Source organism: Gulosibacter sediminis (genome assembly GCF_023370115.1).
GTDB lineage: Bacteria > Actinomycetota > Actinomycetes > Actinomycetales > Microbacteriaceae > Gulosibacter > Gulosibacter sediminis_A.
On record NZ_CP097160.1, the window covers coordinates 2,398,137 to 2,418,286 of the forward strand.

Consider the following 20,150-nt stretch of genomic DNA (forward strand, 5'->3'; position numbering starts at 1 on the left):
TCGTTAACTGGTGGGCATGCAGTTGCAGCATGAATTCGCCGATGTCCTGCCCGAGCTCGCGCAGGCCTGGCAGGCGCAAGAGATGCCGAACGCCGAGCTGCTCGTGCTCAACGAAACGCTCGCCGAGGAGCTCGGGCTCGACGTTGCGTGGCTGCGCGGGCCCGAGGGCCTCGCCTGGCTGACGGGGCAGTCCGTGCCCGAGGGTGGGCAGCCCGTCGCACAGATCTACTCGGGACATCAGTTCGGCTGGTACGCGCCGCGCCTCGGCGATGGCCGCGCGCTCTTGCTCGGCGAGCTCGTCGATCGCGACGGGCAGCGACGGGATGTGCACCTCAAGGGTTCGGGCAAGACCCCGTTCGCCCGCAAGGGCGACGGGCAGGCCGTGCTCGGGCCGATGCTGCGCGAGTTCCTCATGAGCGAGGCGATGCACGCGCTCGGCGTGCCGACGACGCGGGCACTCGCCGTCGTCGCGACGGGCCACATCGTGCAGCGCGATTTCCCCGAGCGCGGCGCGCTGCTCGTGCGGGTCGCGAGCAGCCACCTCCGCGTCGGGAGCGTTCAGTACGCGCGCTCGCTCGACGAGCCCGAGGTGCTGCGCCGCCTCGTCGATCTCGCGATCGAGCGCCACTCCCCCGCCGCGGCCGACGCCGAGGTGCCAGCGCTCGCCCTCTACCGCGAGGTGATCGCGCGCCAGGCCCGGCTCATCGCCGATTGGATGCGCCTCGGCTTCATTCACGGCGTGATGAACACCGACAACGTGACGATCTCGGGCGAGACGATCGACTATGGGCCGTGCGCGTTCCTCGACGCCTACGACCCGGCGCTCTGGTTCAGCTCGATCGACGAGCACGGGCGTTACGCCTTCGCGAACCAGCCGGCGATCGCCGAGTGGGACCTCGCGCGGCTCGGCGAGGCCCTGCTGCCGCTCGTCGGCGAGGGCGAGGAGGCCGTCGCGCTCGTGACCGCCGAGCTGCAGCAGTTCGCGCCGCAATACCAGCGCGTCTGGCTCGCCGGTATGCGCGACAAGCTCGGCCTCTCGCCCGACACACCCGACCCGCAGGTGGATGCGCTCGCGAGCGCCACGCTGCGGCTACTGCAGGCGGAGCACATCGACTACACCGAGTTCTTCCGCGCCCTCGTGAGCGCGGCGGCGGGCGACGATGCCGCGGTCGAGCGGCTGTTCGCTGATGCCGCGGATGTGCGCCCCTGGCTGCACCGCTGGCGCGGGCTCGCGCCCGACGCCGAGCTGATCGCGCGCAGCAACCCGGCCTACATTCCGCGCAACCACCTCGTCGAGGAGGCGCTCGCCGCGGCCGGCCGCGGCGACCTCGCGCCCTTCGGCGAGCTGCTCGAGGTCGTCACCGAGCCCTTCAGCGAGCGCACCGATGGCGAGCGCTTCGCCACCGCGGCGCCCGCCTCGTTCGGGCCGTACGTCACCTACTGCGGCACGTAGTTACGCGACCCACTCGCTACGCGACCGCGGCCGCATCCCTCGCTCGCAGCTCGCGGCGCAGGATCTTGCCGGAGCTCGACTTCGGGATCGCATCGATGAACTCGACGAGGCGCACCTTCTTGTGGGGTGCCGCGTGCACCGCGACGAAGTCGAGCACATCCTGCTCGGTGAGCTCGGCATCCCCCTGACGCACGACGAAGGCCTTCGGCAGCTCGCCAACCTCGGGGTCGGGGTAGGCGACGACGGCCGCATCAGCGATGAGCGGGTTCGTCAGCAGCAGCGCCTCGAGCTCGGCCGGCGGCACCTGATAGCCCTTGTACTTGATGAGCTCCTTGAGCCGGTCGACGACGAACGTCTGCCCGTGCGCGTCGACGCGCACGATGTCGCCGGTGTGGAGGAAGCCGTCGGAGCCGATCGTCGCCGACGTCGCGCCGTGGTTGTTCATGTAGCCGACCATGACCTGCGGGCCGCGGATGAGCATCTCGCCGGGCTCGCTCAGGCCGTCTTCGGGCACCTCGATGTCGTCGCCGGTCTCGATGTCGACGACGCGCACCTCGGTGTTCGGCACGGGCACGCCGATCGAGCCGCGCGAGAGATCGTCGCGGTCGCGCGGAATGACATGGGTGACCGGGCTCGTCTCGGTCATGCCGTAGCCCTGCAGGATGCGCGCGCCGAGCCGCAGCGCGACCGAGTTCGCGAGCTGCTCGTCGAGCGCGGCGGCGCCCGAGAGCACGAAGTCGATCGATGAGAGGTCGTACTGGGCGACGAGCGGATGCTTCGCGAGCGCGACCGCGATCGGCGGCGCGATGAACACCGCGGTCGCCTTCTCATCCTGAATCGCGCGGAGGAACTCGGGCAGCTCGAACTTCGGCAGCGTGATGAGCCGCGACCGCTTGCGCAGCGCGAGGTTGAGCAGCACCGTGAGGCCGTAGATGTGGGTGAACGGCAGCACCGCGAGCACGCGGTCGTCGGGCTCGAGCGCGATGGCGGCGTCGGCCTGCACGAGGTTCGCGACGAGGTTGCGATGCGTGAGCATGACGCCCTTGGGCGCGCCAGTCGTGCCCGACGAAAACGGCAGCACCGCGAGGTGATACTCGGGGTCGAAGGTGCGCTTCGGGGCGGTCGTCGCCGACGCGAGCAGCTCGCCGAGGTTCGGGTAGCCCTCCGCTCCGTCGAGCACGACAACCTGCTCGTTCGTCAGCCCGGCCGCGGCCGCCCCCGGCAGCGACTGGCTGCCGAGCGCCGAAATGGTGAAGAGCATCCGCGCCCCCGCGTCGCGCAGCTGGTGCTCGATGTCCTCGGCCGTCGAGAGCGCCGTCACCGTCGTCACGGTTGCGCCGGCCCGGAGGATGGCGTGGAACACCGCGACGAAGGCCGGGATGTTCGGGGCGTGCAGCGCGACGACGTCGCCGGGCGCGATGCCACGCTCGGCGAGCCCGCCGGCGATCGCATCGACCTGCGCCTTCAACTCGCCGTAGGTCGTCGTGTTGCCGGTCGGGCCATCGACGATCGCGACGCGGCGCGCATCCGCCTCATTCAGGTTGACGAAGATCGCCTCGTAGAGCGTTTCGGCAGGGATCTCGACGTCTTCGTAGGGGCTCGTAAAGATCATGAGGACTCCTCACCGCGGCAGCGTCGCCGCTAATCGGGGCGGCTCGCGTCGTTGCGAGGTCACCACGTGCAGGTTGCTCCAGAGCATAGTGACGACACCTGGTGTGCACCCTCGGAAACGCAGGGAGCCCGCACGCCGCGGCGGGTTCAGCGGCAACTGGCGCCGTCAGCATCGTGCCAGTCTTCGATGATCGCGCCACCGGCCACGCGCAGCAGCGGGCAGCGGGCAGCGGGGCGGCACTTCACCCCCCGCCGTCCCTATCCGCGCTGAGACCAGCTAGAGCTCGGCGGCAAACTTCGCCGCGCGCTCGCGCAAGCCTTCGATGCGCGAGGTGCGTGCCGCATCCATATCGAAGCCGTCGTACGGGCTCGGCGGGTCGTTACGCACGTTGAACGAGCACTCGAAGTTCTTGCACACGTAGACCGCGACGGTGTTGCCGTTGCGGCCCGACGAGCCCGAGCGCTTCGCGTTCGAGAACACGACGTCGTTCGGCAAACGCACGTCGTGGCACCAACCGCACAGCTGCGGCTTCGAGAGCGGTGGCTGTTGCTGAAACAGAATACCGCGCACCTCGTCGCCACCGATCGGCACGAAGGCGTAGGCGCGGCGGGCGATGCGCGGGTCGCGCCAGCCGAAGTAGTCGAGCGAGTCCCAGTCGACCTCGTCGAAGTGCTCGGGCAGCGAGAGCTCCGTGCGCTCCTTCTTCGAAGCGTTCATGAAGTTGGTGCGAATGAATTTTTCCGTGATCGGAAGCATGATGATGGCCTTTCGAATGGCGCCATGACAGCGCCAGCGTTGATGATCATTTCCGGCCACACGGCCGGCACGCCACGCAGATTGCGCAGCACGAGTGACCGGCACCGCGGATGCGCAGAACCGGTTTGAGCGGCGAGGTCACCTACCCGTGGCGGCAGCGCCGCCACGACCTCCAACCGCACTCTCGTGCTGAGTCATCGAAAACATCACCCGAGCACATTACACCCGCGTCGTCGCGAGGGAAATGCTGCGTTTGCCCGGCGCGCGACTACTCGCCGAGGTTCTCGACGTGGGCCCGGATCGCCTGCGCATCCTCATCAAACCAACCCTTTTCGCGCGCGAACTCGACGAGGCGCTCGAGTTGGCCGGTGCGCTCGTCGCTGTCGCCCTCCCGCCGCAAGAAGTCGGCCGACACCCAGAGGTGGTCGGCGTCGACGATGGGGATCACCGAGACATGCGCCGTCGCAAGTTCGGTGAGTTCGGCGCTCGTGCGCCCGCCCGCGTCGACGTGGAAGCTCGAGAAGTTGTCGGGCTCGTTGAGCGAGAAACCGTCGTCCTGTGCCGTGATGATCATGCGCCCACCCTCGCGGATGCGCCTGGCCGGCACCTGTGACCCGTCGCGTCGGCAGCGAGTGCGACGCTGGGCTTGCCGCGGTAGCGTCGCAGCATGACTTCTGACGCAGCTTCGGTCGCGCCCCTCGGCATCGCGTTTGTCGTGCTGCACACCTCCCCCGTCGACGAACCCGGCACGAAGGATGCGGGCGGCATGAACGTCGTCGTGCGCGCGCAGGCCGAGGTGCTTGCGCGCGCCGGGCACCGGGTCGAGCTGGTCACGCGCCGGCAGCGGCCCGATGAGCCCGCCGTGGTCGAGCTCGCACCGAACCTGCGGCTGCACTCGCTGACCGCGGGCCCTGCGCGCACCATTGAGAAGGGCGAGCACGAGGCGCTTATCGACGAGTTCCGCGACGCCCTCGCGGCGCTGCTGCGCGACGTGCCGGTCGACGTCATCCACGGCGAGCACTGGTTCTCGGGCATCGCGGCGCTGCCGGTCGCGCGCGAGCTCGGGGTGCCGCTCGTGCAGAGCTTCCACTCGATCGCGGCCGACGCGTCGCTGCCGCTGTCGGCGGGCGAGCGGGCGGAGTCGCCCGGGCGGCTCGAGGGCGAGGCCCGGCTCGCTCGGGAGTCGGATGCGCTGGTCGTCATCAGCGACGCGGAGCGCGAGACCGCGATCGAGCGGCTGGGCGCGGCGCCCGAGCGGATCTTCGTCGTGCCACCCGGCGTCGACCAGACGGTGTTTTATCCCGCGGATGCTGTCGTTGCGGCCCCAGGTGCGGGTCGCGACCGGCCGCGCCTCATTGTTGGCGGGCGGCTGCATCCGCTCAAGAGCATCGACCTCGCGATCGACGCGGTCGCCAAGTTGCCCGAGGCGTCGCGGCCCGACCTCGTGGTGGTGGGAGCGCCGCCGCCCGACTCGCTCGACTACGAGCGGTCGCTGCACGACGCCGTTGCCCGACATGGGCTCGACGAGCGGGTGCGGTTCACCGGGCCGCTCTCGCGCGCAGGGTTCGCGGGCGAGATGCGCGAATCTGACCTGTTGTTGATGCCCTCGCACTCCGAGACCTTCGGGCTCGTCGTGCTCGAGGCGGCGGCGTGCGGGCTGCCGGCGATCGCGTATCGATCCGGCGGGCTGGCCGAGTCGGTGCGGCATAACGAGACGGGACTGCTCGTCGACACTCGTGAGCCCGCCGACTGGGCCGCCGCGATTGCGCGCGTGCTCGGCGATGCGGGGTTGTACGAGCGGCTGGCCACGACCGCGCTCGCCCACGCGCGGGCCATGAGCTGGGATGCATCGGCTGGGCAGTTGCTCGAGGTCTATCGCGAGCTCGTGAATGGGGCGGCGCGTGGCTGAGCGCGACGGCTGGCTTGATGATTGCATCCAGCTCGTGAGCCAGTTCGATGGGTCGGAGCGCGACCGATTCGCGGTCTCGGAGCGCGACCAGTTCACGGTGCGTGCCGAAGTTGAGAACGGAGCAATCCATGCCTAAGCGCGACAGCCTGCTCGCGGGGGTTCACCGCGTGCTCGTGGTGCACGCGCATCCCGACGACGAGGTGCTCGCCGGCGGCGCCCTGCTGCGCGAGCTGCACGAGCGCGGGGTTCGGGTGGCGCTCGTGACCTGCTCGCGCGGCGAGGCCGGCGAGATCGTTGCTGGCGTTCTGCCTGATGGCACGAGCGAGGCCGAGCTCGCAGTGGTGCGCGAGCGCGAAGTACGCGGATCGGTGGGGGCGCTCGGCATCGCGGCGCACTACTGGCTTGGCACTCCGCCCGCCAGGTCCGCGGGCACGGGAGCGCGGGTTTACCGCGATTCGGGCATGCGGTGGGTGCGGCCCGGCGTCGCGGGGCCGACCGACTCGAGCGACGCCCGGTCGCTCACCGCGGCGCCGCTCGCCGACGTGGTCGCCGACCTCGCGGCTGTTGTCGAACTCGAGCGCCCCGAGCTTGTCGTGAGCTACGACGATACGGGCGGATACGGGCATCCCGACCATCTGCGCGCCCGCGAGGCCGCGCTCGCCGTCGCCCGAGCATCCGGCATTCGCTATGCCGAGCTCGTCGATGACCCGAACCTGCCCGGCACCGAGTGGTTCGTGCTGGAGCACCAGCGGGCTGCCGTGCTCGCGGCGCTGCGCAGTCACCGCACGCAGCTCACAGTCGACGCCGACGGACGCCAGCTCACGCACTCGGGCGGCCAGCGCCAGGATGTCGAGACCGACATCGGCCTGCGCATCGTCAACTGGTTGTGGTCCCCTGACACGTTGTGAACGTCCGGGGCTGGCGAGCGTCTTTCCGATCCTGGGCCAGCCCGCGCCGCCCCGTCGGACCTTCGTCGCACTCAGTGGCGCTGTCAGCGACAACTGGCGCTGCCAGCATCGCGCCAGTTGTCGCTGACAGCGCCACTGCCACTCGCACCGCGTCGCTGAGCGCGCCACTGCTCACGCGAGAGTCATCAGGGCGCAGTTGGGCAACTGCCGCGACAGAAATTGGCACCCCACTGGCACCGAACTTCGCGACCCCACCGCGACGTGTGCCGGGTCTTCGTTGCCCCGTTGAGCCGTTCAGATAACTAACTCGCCGCCACACCGTTCACAACGTCACGGCGAAGAACACCTCACCAGCCAGCTTTGCGGGCGCGGTGAGGCTCGGCGGCTACACTCGCGGCGTACTCGCGGGCCGAGTGCCCGCCCCGCCAACCGTCGAGGTCACATGCTCCGCCGCCCCGTCATCCGCATCCTGCTCGCCGTGCTCGGGCTCGCGGTGCCGCTCGCGGCGGTGACCGGATGCGCCGGCGGCGGGCTCGAGGCACGCCCGCGCGCCGAGGCGGTTGCGGCGGTGTCGCTTGACGTCGATGATCCGAGCGCGGCCTCGATTGCCGCGAGCGCGGCGCTCTTTGAGACGAGCGAGCTTGCGTTCGTCGCGACGGCCGAGCACGCGGGTGAGCTCGCCGATGATGCGATCGCGGCGGGTGCGCCGCTGCTCGTGGCTGGCCCCGACCTCGGCGGTGAGCTCGATCGTCTCGGCGCCACGACGGTCGTCACCGCGAACGGCGACGAGGTCGAGTTGAGCGGCGTCACAGAGGTCTCGGTCGACGCGTCCGCCGACCCCGCGTCGACCGAGGTGCCCAAGCTCAACCGGACCCAGGACCCTGCGCCCGCCGTGCTGTTCACCGAGGACGGCGCCGTGCCCGACGCCGCGGCCGCGCCCGCAGCGACGCTTGCCGCAGTCCGGGGCACGATCGAGGCGCTGCCGGGAGGCGACCCGCGCGCGACAAGCGAGTCGGTCGCGATCGTCCGCGAGCATCCGGGGGCGAACGTGCTCGGGTTCGGCGACGACTTCGGGGCGAGCGACGACTTCGCGCAGCGGGTCGGGGCGGCCGCGAACTCGGCCGAGCTGCCGGGCGGCGGGATGCTCCCACTGCGCGACCGCATCCTCGTCGCCGACTACGGATATCCCGGCGAGCCCGTGCTCGGGGTGCTCGGCGAGCACGACCTTGACTGGGCGGTGCAGGACGTGAAGGAGCGTGCCGCCGAATACCAGGCGCTCACCGATAAGCAGGTCGTGCCAACCTTCGAGATCATCGTGACGCTCGCGAGCGGCAGCGCCGGCGACGACGGCGACTACTCGGCCGAGAGCGACCCCGAGGCGCTGCGCCCGTGGATCGACCGCGCGGCCGAGGAGGGTATCTACGTCGTGCTCGACCTGCAGCCGGGGCTGTCGTCGTTCCCCGAGCAGGCGCAGCAGTATGAGTCGCTGCTCGCCGAGCCGCACGTCGGCCTCGCGCTCGACCCCGAGTGGCGCCTCAAGCCCGGGCAGAAGCATCTCGAGCAGATTGGCACCGTGAGCGATGAGGAGATCAACGAGACGCTCGACTGGCTCGCCGACTTCACCGCCGAGCACCAGCTGCCGCAGAAGGTGGTGGTGTTGCACGAGTTCCGTGGCGACATGCTCGGCGATCGCGACGCCATCGACACCGGTCACGACACCCTGCAGCTCGTCGTGCATATCGACGGGCACGGAACGCCCGGGCTCAAGATGGAGACCTGGAACGCCCTGACCGCCGACCTGCCCGACGGCATGGCGCTCGGTTGGAAGAACTTCATCGACGAAGACACCCCGACGTTCACTCCCGCGCAGACGCTCGAGGTTGAGCCGCAGCCCCAACTCGTGACGTATTAGTAGCGAAGGCGCGGCGGTGGAGCGGTGTGCCAACGGCCATGTGGATTGACCGTAGGGACATGAGGTCAGGCCGGCGTTTGGCGGTGCTGCTTCCGCACATCCGCCAGCCGGTCACCAGAAACCCGCATCCTGCAGTGAGTGGGCCATCAGGCGCGAGGGCTAGCGTTGGCGCATGGCGAAGGCGAGGTCGCTCCGCACATCCGAGGTCGTCACGCGCATGGTGCGCGCGGCGGCCGCTGACGTGCGCGACACCCTGCCGGCTGCCCTGCGCGACGAACCCGACGCCGTGCATGAGCACCGCACGCGCGTTCGGCGGCTGCGGGCTGTGCTCGCGGGCGTCAGCCGGTACGTGGATGCTCCGGCCGCGCGCCGCCTGCGCGACGAGTATCGCGAGTGGGGCCACTCCCTCGGCGTCGTGCGCGACCTCGAGGTGCGCGCCGAGCAGGCGGATGCGGCGCTCACCGACGCCGACGTCGACGACGCGGATGCGTGGCGCCGACTCGTCGGGCGCGAGCGCGAGCAATACGTGGTCGAGCACGCGCGCCTGGAGCAGCAGGCGTCGTTTACCGCGGCAACGAAGCGGGCGCGGCGGCTCGAGCGGTTTGCGGCCGAGCCGCACGCGCGGGGCGGCAAGGCACGCAAAGATCTTCGCCGCGTCCTACAGCACGAGATCAAGCGCGTGCGGCGGGCCAAGCGAGCGTACGACGGCAGGCTCGAGACCCAGCACGAGCTGCGCAAGGCGGGTCGCCGGCTGCGGTACATCGCCGAGGCCATCGGTACGCAGGCCCCGGGGCTTTTCGAGGTCTCCCACTTGGTCGCGGCTGGCAAGGGCGTGCACGACGCGCTCGGCGAGCAGCGCGACGCGCTGTTGCTTGTCGCGCGGCTGCGCCTGGCACGAGCGGCGGCGGACGCGGCGGGCGAAGCCGTGGCGCCGTACGAGCAGCTGACCGAGGCGGCCGAGTCTCGCGCGAGCGATCACGCCAAGGGGCTGAAGCCGGCGCTGAAACAGCTGCGGCGTGGGGCGAAGGCAATCAGTTAGGCACGCTCCCGGAGCTGTTCGACACCGGAGCCTTCGAGCTGGTCGAGGCCGGTGGTGCGTCCCGTGAGGAGCAAGAGCAGCGCCGCGATTGGCCCACGGATCTCACGCACGGTCTCGCCGGAGTCGGGGGCGACCGACCAGTCGATGTCGTTCGCGACCAGGCGCATCCGCTGCACCGACAGGGCCCGAAATACTTTCGCCGAGCCCTTACCGCCGTACGACCAGACGCGGGCCGCGGCGGTCGCCGCCGCCCGCGCATCCATGCGCATCTCGCGGCCGAGCGGAATGGCGATGTCTTGCGGGTGCACGAGCGCGTCGATGAGCGTCTCGAGCGGCGTCACGCCGAAGTTGTGGCGCCGCGAGCCGATCGTGTTGCGAATCTGCGGCGCGAACGTTGCGGTCGGCTGCCGCCCCGCGCGCACGGCCGACGCATGGATGACGTGGTTGAGGTTGCCGGGGCTTCGCACGATCGAGCCGAGCACGTCGCCGAGACTGAGTTGCTGCAGTGTGAGATGCGCGGTGACGTCGCGCACGCGCCAGCCCGCGCAGAGCGAGGGCTGCTCCCACTCGTCTTCGGTGAGGTCGTCGAGCATGGCCGCAGTGCGGAGGCGCTGGGCATCGATCGCAGCCCAGACCTCGTCGAGGTTGAGAAGTGGGGTGGCCATGGCGCTGCCTTTCTCGTCGTTGAGCCGCCAGGACCGTGCCAAGCGTGTGGCGGTTTGGTACGATCTTCGAACTAGATTACTTCGCTTTTCGAACTAGAACAATGGTGCTGATGTCAAATCCTCGCAACGACAATGCCGAGCGCGAGCTACCCGTGTCGGTGCTCATGTTCATTGCCTACCGCGCGGCCGAGAACCGCATCGTCGGTGCCGTGCAGGCGGCGGGCTTCGACATCACGCTCGCGCAGAGCCGGCTGCTCGCGCGAATGGCGCCCGAGGGCACGCGCATCTCCGAGCTCGCCGAACAGGCGCAGGTGACGAAGCAGACGGCGACCGCGCTCGTCGATCGGCTCGAGGCGAGCGGCTACGTCGAGCGGATACCCGACCCCCGCGACGGTCGCGCGCGCGTCGTGCGCCTCACCGAAATGGCACAGGAACGCCTCGCCCCGATCGCACGGCGCGAGGAGGAGCGACTCGAGGCCGAATGGTCGGCGCACCTCGGCAAGGATGCGATGGCCGAGCTGCGGGCGAGCCTCACGCGGTTGCGAGAGATCACCGACCCGTTCGTTGGTTAGCTCACGGAACCCCGAAGCCGACTCCTTGATTCGGCAAGGATGCGATGGCCAAGTCGCGGGCGAGCCTCATGCGGTTGCGCGCGATCACCGATCCGTTCGCTGCTTAGCTCGAGGAGCATCCCGAGGTTGGTCACTGGTTGGCGCCGCCTGGCAACGGCAGGATGGCCGCGTCACGTGAGGGACTCACGCGCCCGCGGGTTGTCGCCGAAGGCCCGCCAGCTAGTGTGCGGCGTCGCCGAGGTCGAACTCGGCGCGGCGGTCCTCGGGCACGAGGTCGAGGTACTGCTCGCGATTGCGGTCGATGGTGCGCCGCACATAGGGGCAGTACGGCAACACCCCGAGACCACGGGAGCGCACATCCGCGAGCGTCTCGGCCACGAGGAGCTTCGCGAGGCCGGGCACCGAGCGGTCGGGGTCGACCTCAGTGTGCACGAGGGCAATGTTCTCGCCGCGCATCTTGTAGTCAATGAGACCGAGCCGCTCCCCTGCAACTTCGACGACGTAGCGGTTGCTCTCCGCGTCGTCGCGCACCGCGGGCCGCTTGCCGTCAACGAGCACTTGACTCATGTTGTCACTCCTAGCTTCCTTCGCCAGCGTCAGTGCCGGCGACAAACTTGTCAGCCAACGCGTGGTGGCCCGACATGATCGAGATGCGGTTGAAGGCGCCGATCGAAATCGCGATCCACTCGATGGCGGCAATCTGATCGTCGCTGAGCTGCCCCTGACGCCCGGCGGCGAACGCGGCGCGGGCCGGGTCGATCGGCAGCTCGGTCGTGAGCTCGGCGATCTCGAGAGCCGCTCGCTCAAGGTCACTGAACACGCCCGCCTCCCGCCAGGCGGATGCGAGGTGCAGCTTCGCGTCGTCGACGCCGGCTTTGCGCGCGGCCGGCACGTGCACGGAGAGGCAGCGCGCGCATCCGTTGATCTGCGAGACGCGCACGTTGATGAGCTCCACGAGGGCGCGCGGGATGCCCGCGGTCTCGGCGGCGTCGCCGGCAGCTTGCGCCATGCGAACGGCGCCGCGATACACCGCGCGGTGTTCCCGCGACAGATCGGGAAGAGAATCGGAAGTCGTCACGAGGCTGAGCGTACCGGCGCCGCATGCCGACAGACTCAACGAAAAGAGAACAGCCCCCGCGACTGCGGGGGCTGTTCTGCGAAGTAGCAGGAGCGGGGCTTGAACCCGCGACCTCACGATTATGAGTCGTGCGCTCTCACCAACTGAGCTACCCTGCCACGGGCTCAGCTGCCGGTCGAGCAACTGATGGAGCCCCGAGCCAGGATTGAACTGGCGACCCCTTCCTTACCATGGAAGTGCTCTACCACTGAGCTATCGGGGCGGAACCTCAGACGATTTCTCGCTTGGGCACCAGAGGAGCTTAGCAAGCACATCCTGCGATGTGCAACTCCGGTGGCTATTCGGTTATGACCGGATGCGTGACCCACCGAGGCGAGCCGTGCATCCGAAAATCTAGTTGCTGATCTTGCTCACGAAGAATTCTTCGATCAGCGCGGTGCTGTCGGCCGATTCGAGCTTCGTGTCGGCGCCGAGGCCGACCGTCGCCGTAAGTTCGGTGGGCATCGAGGTCTCAACGCCGGCGACGTTCACCTTCTGGAGGAACGTGATCGGGTCGACGTACTCGCCGTTCACGTGAATCTCGAGGTGGAGGTGCGGCCCGGTCGAAATGCCGGTGTTGCCGACGCCAGCGAGCTCGTCGCCGACCTGCACGGTGTCGCCCTCTTCGACCTTGATAGTGCTCGGGTCGAGGTGAGCGTAGAGCGAGGTGACGTGCTGGCCCTCGATGACGTGCTCGACCTCGATGTAGTTACCGAGCGACGAGGCACCGTCGAGGTCAACCTTCTTCACGACACCATCGGCAATCGAACCGATCGGGGTGCCCTCACCGGGAGTGAAGTCCTGACCACCGTGGAAGGCCGACGTGCCCGCAGGGCCGTTCCGCGGGCCGTAGCCGTCGGTGAGCTGCACACCCATCGGGAACGGCCACTGCACGTTGGCGGTGATGTCGTTCTCGTAGGTGGTCGAGTCGGGCAGCTTGACGCCCGCAGCGAGGTTCGCGGCGGCGGCGGTGCCGATCGACGTCACCGCGGTGGCGTCCTCAGTCCGGGTCGATTCGTGCTCGACTGCCTCACCCGAGACCGAGAGCGACTGCGCGTTCTCTTCGACGGCGGCTTCCTGCGCCGCGTCAGCCTGCGCAACCTCGGCGTCGCTCGAGCTGAGCGCGCCAATCGCGGCGGCCGAGCCAGCGCCGAGCATCACGGTGCCCGCGAGGAAGCTCAGGGCGACCATTGAGCCGCCGAACTTGCCAGCGCCGCTGCCGCGACCGCGGAACGGCAGGACCGTACCGGTCGACTCGTCAGCGGATGCGCGGAGGAAAGCCGCGGGGATCTCAGGCTCGCCTGCCGGAGCCTCGGGAACCGAGTTCTCGTCGACCTCGTTGCGGGCCGCGCGGACCTCTTCAAGCGAGATGATCGGAGCGATCGAGATGGGGCCGGTTGCTGGGTTGAGCGTCTCAACGATTTCGGTCTTGAAGTTCGTGACCGTCTCGGAGTTCTCAGGTTCGGCAACCTTGGGCTCGGCGGGAGCCTGGGGAGCGGCGAAGAGTTCGGGGTTGACCCGAGCGGCGGCCTGCGCGGCCTTCGCCGATGCGTTGCGGAGCTGCTGCTCACGCTCAGCGGCGCGCTCTGCCTCGCGGAGCTCGCGGCGCGTAAGAACGGGCGCTTCCACCTGAGGTGCAGCCTCAGCCACAACCTCGGGAGCCGTTACCTCGGTTGCCGTCGAGTTCGCCGCTTGCCGCGCCAACATTGCCGCACGTTCTGCCGCTCGCTCGCGCTCGCGCAGTTCCCGTCGCGTCAACGCCACCACAGGCTGCGTCGAGTCGAGACCATCCGTCATTACGTAGTTGCTCCAGATAGGGGGATCTTCACCGAAGAATTTGGACTCGCCAATCATAACGATAAAGTTACGAATAGGACAAGGCTAAATCACGATTTGGTAAAAGTCCCTGATCAGAGCAGATCTTGGGGCGTGACCTCAGATAACAGATCGACCAGCTGCGCCGCGATGCGCGGATGGCCAGCCACAAGACTACTGCGTCCCTCACGCTGCTCCAAGTCGAGGCCCGACACGCTCGCACCCGCTTCCTTTGCGATCAACGCACCGGCCGCCCAGTCCCATTGACTGAGGCCGAACTCGTAGTAGGCGTCGATCTGACCGGTGGCGACGGCGCAGAGGTCGAGCGATGCGGCGCCAATGCGGCGGAGGTCGCGAACCTTGCCAATGACGTTGAGCAGGGCCTGCGCCTGGAGCTCGCGGCGCGCGGCCGTGTAGGAGAAGCCGGTCGCGACGAGGGTGCGGGCGAGATCCTCCGGGCCTGCGCCGAGCTGCAGCGGTTCACCGTTGCGCCAGGCTCCTCCGCCGGCAACCGCGGTGTAGGTCGCGCCGAGCTCGGGGCTCACGACGGCGCCGACGAGGATCTCGAACTCGGTGGGCTGAATAGAAGGGTCACCCGTGACTGCCGCGATCGACACCGCGTAGCTAGGGAGGCCATAGAGATAGTTGACGGTGCCGTCGATGGGGTCGACAACCCACGTGATGCCGGATCGCGTCGCCGTCGCGTCGCTCTCCTCACCGAAGAAGCCGTCGTCAGGGCGAAGCTCGGCAAGGCGAGCGCGGAGGAATGCCTCGCACTCCCGGTCTGCCTCGGTCACGACATCCACGCTGCTGCTCTTGGTGGCGGCGACGGAGATCCCTTCGCGTCGACGAGTCGCGATCAGCTCGCCAGCTTCGGCTCCCAGCTCGGATGCGATGCGCAGCAGCTCGGGCAGTTGGTCGTGGATGCTCGAATTCGTCACGCCGCGACGGTAGCAGTCGGAATCAACGTGCACGGGTGTCGCGATTTTGTGTAAACTCGTCCGGTACGCTTAACCGCGCACAACCCGGCTAGTTGCCCGAGCGGCCAAAGGGATCTGACTGTAAATCAGACGGCTCAGCCTTCGGGGGTTCGAATCCCTCACTAGCCACATCCGCACTATGACGCGGAACGCAGCCCCCAGCAAGCTGAAGATTCAGCAGGCTGGGGGCTGTTTCATTGCGCCTTGCTTCGACTGCGCCCTCGATTCACGCCGGCAGACGGGCCAGCAATCAGTGCTCGCTCTCTCCCCGCAACACTTGCGACGACAGTTGGTCGCAGGAAGAGTGCACCAACATCGGCGCTCGACGACGGCGGCGCCTTCTGCGATCGGTCAACATCACGATCGCCGGGCACGCGATCGATCAATGTCACGATCTGCGGGCGCGCATAGTCGAAGACAGAGGCCCTCCCCCGCTACTACCACTCGCGCCCGCGCACCTCGGGCAGTGGGGTCGGTGGATGCTCGAGCCGGTACCCGATATCGAACCGTTTACGCCCGCCAAGGCGTGGCTCCTGCGTCCAATCCAGATGCTCCGGCGGGATGAACCACACCGTGCCACCACCCCGCGATTTCTCGCGCGCGACTCGCGCCGGCGACCCCGGCTCATGCGCAATCCGGACACCCCACCCCTCATGCACGCGATGGTGACACGAGGTACACAACAACACCCCGTTATCAAGATCCGTCGTGCCGTCATGCGCTTTCCACCAATCAATATGGTGCGCCTCCGTCATCCCAGGTGGCAGGCCACAGTACGCGCAGCCACCATCACGCTCGACCAGCGCGAGGCGCTGCGCCCGAGAGAAGTGGCGGTGCTCCCGACCCAAATCCAGCACCTCACTGTCACCCCCGAGCACGACGGGGATGATATTCGCGGCCGCGGCACGACGACGCAGGGTCGCCGCATCCAACATTGCGCCGCTCTCGGACTCCGCCGCCTCGCACTTGCCGGACAAGTGCTCGTGGAGGCCGTCCGCGTGCATCCGAATCAGCACGGTCGTCGTCACGCCCGGGACCTCATCCTGGGCACACCCGAGCAAATGCTTGCACGCCTCAACGAGGGCGTCGGCCTGCATCTGCGCGATCGACCGCGTGTCCTGGTCAACCGCGACCGGCTCAACCCCGTCATCGGTCGGGCGGAACATGACCGTCGACCCCGCGACCTCACCATCCGTCGGGACCTCCGGATCACCCTTCACGTTCTGGCCACGCGACGTGCGCAGCGCGTTCGTGCAATACGCCTCGAAGAACTTCGCGACATACATGCCGGACTCCGGGTCAAGCTTCGCCTTCACGTTGAGCATGCCCGTGTCGATATCGGTGTAGATCTTGACGCTGCGTTCGCGGCGTTGCTTGCGGAACGAGGGCGCGAGCCCGTCGGGGTCGAGTTGCGCTTCGAGGCGGGCTTCGACTTTGCGGAAGTCGGGCAGGCGCATCCCGGTCTTCGCGACCTCGACGATCTCGCGTTCGCCCTCGGCGAGGTCGTCGTCGAGCACGCGGGGTGCCATGCGGTGGCGGAGTTTCACGATCTCGTTCGCGTGCGCGATACCGAGTTCGCCTTCCTGCAGCGCGACCGCGACATGCGGTGCCCGCGGGACGCACCGGTCACCGGTCCAGTGGTCTTCCCCTACGACTTCTTTGCCGATGCGCACGTACGCGTCAGCGTCACGCTTTTCAGACCGGAGCACCTCGGCAATAAGGTCGCCGGCATCGCGGCAGCCATGGCGTCGCGCTAACGCATCCTCGCCCCGCGTCACGTCAGAGCGCACCGCGACCTCGTTCGCGACGACCGCGACCGCCGCACCCAACTGGCGTTGCATCGCCCCAAGCTGCTGGAGAAAGTCGAGCACGTCCGCATCATCCGCCCCATTCAGCGAGAACGCGAGATCCTCCGACGACCCCCGCCCGTGGGTGAGGGATTCCCACGACCCCAGCAACTCGGTAAACCTCGCACGCAAGCGCCCCGCGTGGGAACGATCCGCGCGCAAATAGTCAGAGAACGTCGTGACGGACATCGGAATCACCTCCCATCGGTGACTGCAACAGTGCGTATTTATATACTACGGTTTTCCAAGCCAAAGTCAATATTTTTAGTAGTTATGTTCGAAGCTGGCACCCAGATTTCCAGATTCTGGCACCTACCGCAGCGAGCAGTCGGCGCCGGTTCCCCAACGCAGCTTCATCGTCACCCGAGCCACCGACACAACCTGGCGGTACCTCATCGACCACCCAGCGTCCGATGCCGCTACGAGCGCAACCCCGAAACTCCGGCCGTTCCCCGACGGACGGCGCCCCGCGCATGATTCCTGAGCCGCCGAAATTGCCCGTGCCTGCCCATCCCGAACCTCCTGCAGCTGCGCGGCGCCAGGCCTCGCCCGACGCCGACAGCTTCCCCGGCCACGTACTCCAACGAACACCCGATCGAACCCGCGCGCGACCCGACGCCGACAGCTCCCGCCCGCCATGCCGTCCAACGTCGCTGCTCCGAACCGCGAGTCCGCCCCTCGCACGTCAACCAGTCAAAGAACCAACCCCCGACAAGCTGCAGTCTCTGCAAGTCGAGGGCTGGCTCGTCACGCCGGAGCAACTACGGCAGCGGCACCGCCGTCAGCGTGATCACCTCATCGTCAAACCCGAAGGTCGAGGGCTGGAAGCTCGCCACCAGCTGGGCACGCTCGCTGCTGCCGATGGTGTCGCCGTCCCGAATAACTGGTCCTTCGACCGTGAGATACACGGCCGTGTTCGCGAGCACGTCGCGCACGCCCGCAGCGACGAGGCCGGACCCCGGGGCGATCTCGAGGTCGCGCAGGCCAAGATCCCCGAGCCCGCGGGTAAAGCCGTGAGCACCATCTCCCTCGCCACCCACATTGACCGACACCCACAGCAGGGTCGCGGGCTCGGGCAGCATCGACTTCGCGAAGTCGCGATACAGGCGGGGCGAGACGACGTGACCCGCTCCGCGCAAGTAGATGGCACGCGTCGCGCGATCGATGCTGATCACCGACGCCACCACGCGAGTAAGCAACGACGCATCCTCAATTGCATTGGCGGGGGCCACACCGTCGTCACCCACGGGGCGCGCCACAGCGACGAGCGAAAGCTGCGTCGCGTCGGTGGGCACCGCATCGTCGGGGCTCCAAAGACGGCTTGCGGCCACGAGCTCATCGAGGGGCTCCGACATCGTGCCCGACTCAAGCCGGATCACCACCACTCGGTCACCGACCCGCAGTGTGATCGTGCCATCTGGCTGCTGCTCGACATCGCTCACCGTGCCCTCAAGCTCGGGCCAGTCGCGCTCGAGCTGCCCGACCAGGGCATCGCTCGATAGCTCGCCGCCGTCGGGTCGCCGCAGCAGCATCGCCGTCTGCACGCCCGAGCGCGGGTCAGCTCGGCCATCGCTCTGCTCGCCGCCGGTCGCCGCCTCGGGTTCGCTCGCGCCAGGTTCGTCAGCGCCCGCACTGCTCGCGCCTGACTTGTCAGCAGCCGCAACCCCCGCGCTCGCCTGCTCAGCACCCGCGACACCAGTGCCCGCTTCATCGCCGCCCACCGTGCTCGCGCCCGTCACGTCAGCCACCGGGATGTTCGCGAACGGCCCGCTCGAATCCCTGCCCTGCTCCTGGTCGCCTTGGTTCACCACGTCTTCCAAGTCAGGCTCAGGGCCGCTGCCACTTTCCGGAGGTGCACCATCCACTTCACCCTCGACTGGCGCCTGCGAAGGTGCGTCGTTCAGCGCAGGATTCGAAGCCGCAGCCTGATCGTTGCCCGCGCCCGACCTTGCCTCCGCGCCAGCCGCAGCAGACCAATCGCCAACCGCCGCAGCCTCGCGACCCGCGGCATCCACCCCAGCACCAGCAGACGAGCTGTCACCGGCCGCACCGTCGCGTCCCAGAGCATCCACCCCAGTGCCAGCACCAGCACCAGCACCCGCCCCAGCACCAGCCGCCCCAACAAACGCGACGCGCAGTACCTCGCCCTCGCCATCGGGAATCGGCGTCGAATCAACCACGAGCAACGCACGCGACTTGCCGTCTGACGCCGCGAGTGTCTCGCCGGGCGTCAGCACCGGCCCCCTCGCCTGCAGGTAGCTCGCGATACCGAAGATCGTGCCCGCGGTCTCGTCCTCAGAAAGCGGCGACCACGTGAGCTCGAGCTCGGGCAGCCCGTAGAGCACCATGCCGCGGGTATGGCCGGTGAGTCCGCCGTCCACAGCCCGCACCACCACGCGCACGGCATACGCAAACAACCGCTGCTCGGTGTCGTGGTGAAAGTCGTCAAAGCAGCGCGGGTCGATGAGGTCGTTGCCCTTGTTGAATCCGACGCTGAGCACACCCGGCACGAGGTGCACGAGCTCGCAGGTCACGCCGCCAAGCACGAACATCTCGGTCGCGAGGCGCTCGTGCTCGGGCTGCTCGGCGTTCGGCGCGAGGTCGTGCAGCGACACCGTGACGAAGTGGCTCGGCTCGGGACGCGACGCCCCCGCGGGCCAGAACCGCCCGGTCGGCACCGAGTTGTCAAAGAGCCCGCCACCCGCGGGCGCCTCGCGCACCGCGATCGCGACGACATAGCTGCCGATGACAAACATCGTCTCGAAGCCCTGCCGGTTCTCGGGCGGGACGATCTGCACCGCCTCGCGCTCAATGCCCCAGTCGGCGCAGAGCCGCTCGACGATGGGCTCGGCGCTGAGATCCGAGGGCCGCTGCGCGAGCGTAAGGAAACTGGCTACCGACACGCCGGGGCCTCGCTTTCGTGGGGACAGGTGCCTCCACCGTAGAAAACCGACCCTGAACATGCGAGCGTCGGCAGCCTGACCGCCCGTACACACAGCGACGGATGCTCGGCTCGGCCGCAAACGCGGCTGCGGCATGCGTGCGGCAACGTACGATGGCAGCATGGCTGATTCCTCGTTTGATGTCGTGAGCAAGGTCGATCACATGGAGGCCGCGAACGCGGTGAACCAGGCAAGCAAAGAAATCGCGCAGCGGTACGACTTCCGCGACGCGGGTGCCTCGGTCGAGCTCACCGATACGAAGTTCATGATGAAGGCCGCGAGCGAAGACCGCGTGCTCGCGGTGCTCGACGTGCTGCAGTCGAAGCTCATCAAGCGTGGCATCTCGCTGAAATCACTCGACACTGGCGAGGCGTATCCGTCGGGCAAGGAGTACCGTCTCGAGGCGACCCTCAAGGAGGGCATCGATCAGCCCAACGCGAAGAAGCTCTCGAAGCTGATCCGCGACGAGGCCCCGAAGTCGGTGAAGGCGCAGATTCAGGGCGACGAGCTGCGCGTGAGCTCGAAGAGCCGTGACGACCTGCAGGCAACGATGCAGCTGCTGCGCGGCGCCGACGTCGAGCTCGACCTGCAGTTCGTCAACCTCCGCTAAGCAGCGGAGACCC

General features: G+C 68.2%; 18 protein-coding genes and 3 tRNA genes. 9 read left to right on the plus strand and 12 right to left on the minus strand.

All coding sequences use genetic code 11. The features are described 5' to 3' along the window. Positions 1 to 16 precede the first annotated feature (16 nt). Positions 17 to 1,453: a protein adenylyltransferase SelO gene (locus M3M28_RS11035; RefSeq protein WP_249386508.1), complete on the plus strand. Its 1,437-nt coding sequence runs from the start codon at positions 17 to 19 to the stop codon at positions 1,451 to 1,453. 16 nt (positions 1,454 to 1,469) lie between these two features. Here M3M28_RS11035 and M3M28_RS11040 read toward each other — a convergent pair whose 3' ends face one another. From M3M28_RS11040 to M3M28_RS11050, 3 genes are all read right to left on the minus strand, one after another. Next, positions 1,470 to 3,065 (minus strand): AMP-binding protein, encoded by a 1,596-nt coding sequence (locus tag M3M28_RS11040; RefSeq protein ID WP_249386509.1) that lies wholly within the window; start codon positions 3,063 to 3,065, stop codon positions 1,470 to 1,472. A gap of 276 nt (positions 3,066 to 3,341) precedes the next feature. Beyond that, the gene (locus M3M28_RS11045; RefSeq protein WP_249386510.1) at positions 3,342 to 3,821 is read right to left on the minus strand and encodes an FBP domain-containing protein; all 480 of its coding nucleotides are present in this window, start codon (positions 3,819 to 3,821) and stop codon (positions 3,342 to 3,344) included. Between the two features lie 268 nt (positions 3,822 to 4,089). Beyond that, positions 4,090 to 4,395, minus strand: coding sequence for a hypothetical protein (locus M3M28_RS11050; protein ID WP_249386511.1), 306 nt, complete (start codon positions 4,393 to 4,395; stop codon positions 4,090 to 4,092). Positions 4,396 to 4,488: 93 nt separating this feature from the next. Between M3M28_RS11050 and M3M28_RS11055 the strand changes: the two genes are divergently transcribed. The 5 genes from M3M28_RS11055 (at position 4,489) to M3M28_RS11075 (ending at position 9,589) form a co-directional block, all read left to right on the plus strand. Beyond that, the gene (locus M3M28_RS11055; protein ID WP_249386512.1) at positions 4,489 to 5,730 is read left to right on the plus strand and encodes a glycosyltransferase; all 1,242 of its coding nucleotides are present in this window, start codon (positions 4,489 to 4,491) and stop codon (positions 5,728 to 5,730) included. Beyond that, on the plus strand, positions 5,723 to 5,866 hold the full coding sequence (locus M3M28_RS11060) for a hypothetical protein (protein WP_249386513.1): 144 nt from the start codon (positions 5,723 to 5,725) through the stop codon (positions 5,864 to 5,866). Before M3M28_RS11055 ends, M3M28_RS11060 begins: the two co-directional genes overlap by 8 nt. Then, positions 5,859 to 6,638 (plus strand): PIG-L deacetylase family protein, encoded by a 780-nt coding sequence (locus M3M28_RS11065; RefSeq protein ID WP_249386514.1) that lies wholly within the window; start codon positions 5,859 to 5,861, stop codon positions 6,636 to 6,638. The genes M3M28_RS11060 and M3M28_RS11065 overlap by 8 nt, the downstream gene beginning before the upstream one ends. Before the next feature lie 442 nt (positions 6,639 to 7,080). After that, complete coding sequence (locus tag M3M28_RS11070) at positions 7,081 to 8,550, plus strand: hypothetical protein (RefSeq protein ID WP_249386515.1); 1,470 nt, start codon at positions 7,081 to 7,083, stop codon at positions 8,548 to 8,550. A gap of 172 nt (positions 8,551 to 8,722) precedes the next feature. After that, positions 8,723 to 9,589, plus strand: coding sequence for a CHAD domain-containing protein (locus M3M28_RS11075; RefSeq protein WP_249386516.1), 867 nt, complete (start codon positions 8,723 to 8,725; stop codon positions 9,587 to 9,589). Here M3M28_RS11075 and M3M28_RS11080 read toward each other — a convergent pair. Continuing rightward, positions 9,586 to 10,254: a maleylpyruvate isomerase family mycothiol-dependent enzyme gene (locus M3M28_RS11080; RefSeq protein WP_249386517.1), complete on the minus strand. Its 669-nt coding sequence runs from the start codon at positions 10,252 to 10,254 to the stop codon at positions 9,586 to 9,588. The genes M3M28_RS11075 and M3M28_RS11080 overlap by 4 nt on opposite strands. A gap of 110 nt (positions 10,255 to 10,364) precedes the next feature. Here M3M28_RS11080 and M3M28_RS11085 point away from each other — a divergent pair, with 110 nt between their 5' ends. Further along, on the plus strand, positions 10,365 to 10,826 hold the full coding sequence (locus M3M28_RS11085; protein ID WP_249386518.1) for a MarR family winged helix-turn-helix transcriptional regulator: 462 nt from the start codon (positions 10,365 to 10,367) through the stop codon (positions 10,824 to 10,826). A 219-nt stretch (positions 10,827 to 11,045) separates the two neighbouring features. Here the strand turns inward: M3M28_RS11085 and M3M28_RS11090 are convergent, their stop codons facing one another. The 6 genes from M3M28_RS11090 to M3M28_RS11115 form a co-directional block, all read right to left on the minus strand. After that, positions 11,046 to 11,393, minus strand: a complete 348-nt coding sequence (locus M3M28_RS11090) for a GNAT family N-acetyltransferase (protein ID WP_249386519.1) — start codon at positions 11,391 to 11,393, stop codon at positions 11,046 to 11,048. Positions 11,394 to 11,403: 10 nt separating this feature from the next. Further along, on the minus strand, positions 11,404 to 11,904 hold the full coding sequence (locus tag M3M28_RS11095; RefSeq protein WP_249386520.1) for a carboxymuconolactone decarboxylase family protein: 501 nt from the start codon (positions 11,902 to 11,904) through the stop codon (positions 11,404 to 11,406). Positions 11,905 to 11,988: 84 nt separating this feature from the next. Then, positions 11,989 to 12,062: transfer RNA gene (locus M3M28_RS11100), tRNA-Met, on the minus strand. A 29-nt stretch (positions 12,063 to 12,091) separates the two neighbouring features. Next, positions 12,092 to 12,166 (minus strand) — tRNA-Thr (locus M3M28_RS11105). Positions 12,167 to 12,297: 131 nt separating this feature from the next. After that, entirely contained in the window at positions 12,298 to 13,572 is a 1,275-nt protein-coding gene (locus M3M28_RS11110) for a M23 family metallopeptidase (RefSeq protein ID WP_249386521.1), read from the minus strand. A 281-nt stretch (positions 13,573 to 13,853) separates the two neighbouring features. Then, positions 13,854 to 14,699: an inositol monophosphatase family protein gene (locus tag M3M28_RS11115; RefSeq protein ID WP_249386522.1), complete on the minus strand. Its 846-nt coding sequence runs from the start codon at positions 14,697 to 14,699 to the stop codon at positions 13,854 to 13,856. Between the two features lie 86 nt (positions 14,700 to 14,785). Here M3M28_RS11115 and M3M28_RS11120 point away from each other — a divergent pair. Further along, positions 14,786 to 14,867 (plus strand) — tRNA-Tyr (locus tag M3M28_RS11120). Between the two features lie 308 nt (positions 14,868 to 15,175). Here the strand turns inward: M3M28_RS11120 and M3M28_RS11125 are convergent. Both M3M28_RS11125 and M3M28_RS11130 read right to left on the minus strand, forming a co-directional pair. Then, positions 15,176 to 16,774, minus strand: coding sequence for an HNH endonuclease (locus M3M28_RS11125; protein WP_249386523.1), 1,599 nt, complete (start codon positions 16,772 to 16,774; stop codon positions 15,176 to 15,178). Positions 16,775 to 17,346: 572 nt separating this feature from the next. Continuing rightward, positions 17,347 to 19,488 (minus strand): DUF4261 domain-containing protein, encoded by a 2,142-nt coding sequence (locus tag M3M28_RS11130; RefSeq protein WP_249386524.1) that lies wholly within the window; start codon positions 19,486 to 19,488, stop codon positions 17,347 to 17,349. A 160-nt stretch (positions 19,489 to 19,648) separates the two neighbouring features. On the opposite strand from M3M28_RS11130, the gene M3M28_RS11135 reads away from it, so the two are divergent. Further along, positions 19,649 to 20,137 (plus strand): YajQ family cyclic di-GMP-binding protein, encoded by a 489-nt coding sequence (locus tag M3M28_RS11135; RefSeq protein ID WP_249386525.1) that lies wholly within the window; start codon positions 19,649 to 19,651, stop codon positions 20,135 to 20,137. Positions 20,138 to 20,150: the final 13 nt, after the last annotated feature.

What these genes read in the sequence shown, in the direction of transcription:
- M3M28_RS11125 (WP_249386523.1), bottom strand. Translation starts at nt 16,774, where the DNA reads ATGTCCGTCACGACGTTCTCTGACTATTTGCGCGCGGATCGTTCCCAC.
- M3M28_RS11065 (WP_249386514.1), top strand. Translation starts at nt 5,859, where the DNA reads ATGCCTAAGCGCGACAGCCTGCTCGCGGGGGTTCACCGCGTGCTCGTG.
- M3M28_RS11055 (WP_249386512.1), top strand. Translation starts at nt 4,489, where the DNA reads ATGACTTCTGACGCAGCTTCGGTCGCGCCCCTCGGCATCGCGTTTGTC.
- M3M28_RS11090 (WP_249386519.1), bottom strand. Translation starts at nt 11,393, where the DNA reads ATGAGTCAAGTGCTCGTTGACGGCAAGCGGCCCGCGGTGCGCGACGAC.
- M3M28_RS11070 (WP_249386515.1), top strand. Translation starts at nt 7,081, where the DNA reads ATGCTCCGCCGCCCCGTCATCCGCATCCTGCTCGCCGTGCTCGGGCTC.
- M3M28_RS11080 (WP_249386517.1), bottom strand. Translation starts at nt 10,254, where the DNA reads ATGGCCACCCCACTTCTCAACCTCGACGAGGTCTGGGCTGCGATCGAT.
- M3M28_RS11040 (WP_249386509.1), bottom strand. Translation starts at nt 3,065, where the DNA reads ATGATCTTTACGAGCCCCTACGAAGACGTCGAGATCCCTGCCGAAACG.
- M3M28_RS11135 (WP_249386525.1), top strand. Translation starts at nt 19,649, where the DNA reads ATGGCTGATTCCTCGTTTGATGTCGTGAGCAAGGTCGATCACATGGAG.
- M3M28_RS11085 (WP_249386518.1), top strand. Translation starts at nt 10,365, where the DNA reads ATGTCAAATCCTCGCAACGACAATGCCGAGCGCGAGCTACCCGTGTCG.
- M3M28_RS11045 (WP_249386510.1), bottom strand. Translation starts at nt 3,821, where the DNA reads ATGCTTCCGATCACGGAAAAATTCATTCGCACCAACTTCATGAACGCT.
- M3M28_RS11035 (WP_249386508.1), top strand. Translation starts at nt 17, where the DNA reads ATGCAGTTGCAGCATGAATTCGCCGATGTCCTGCCCGAGCTCGCGCAG.
- M3M28_RS11050 (WP_249386511.1), bottom strand. Translation starts at nt 4,395, where the DNA reads ATGATCATCACGGCACAGGACGACGGTTTCTCGCTCAACGAGCCCGAC.
- M3M28_RS11075 (WP_249386516.1), top strand. Translation starts at nt 8,723, where the DNA reads ATGGCGAAGGCGAGGTCGCTCCGCACATCCGAGGTCGTCACGCGCATG.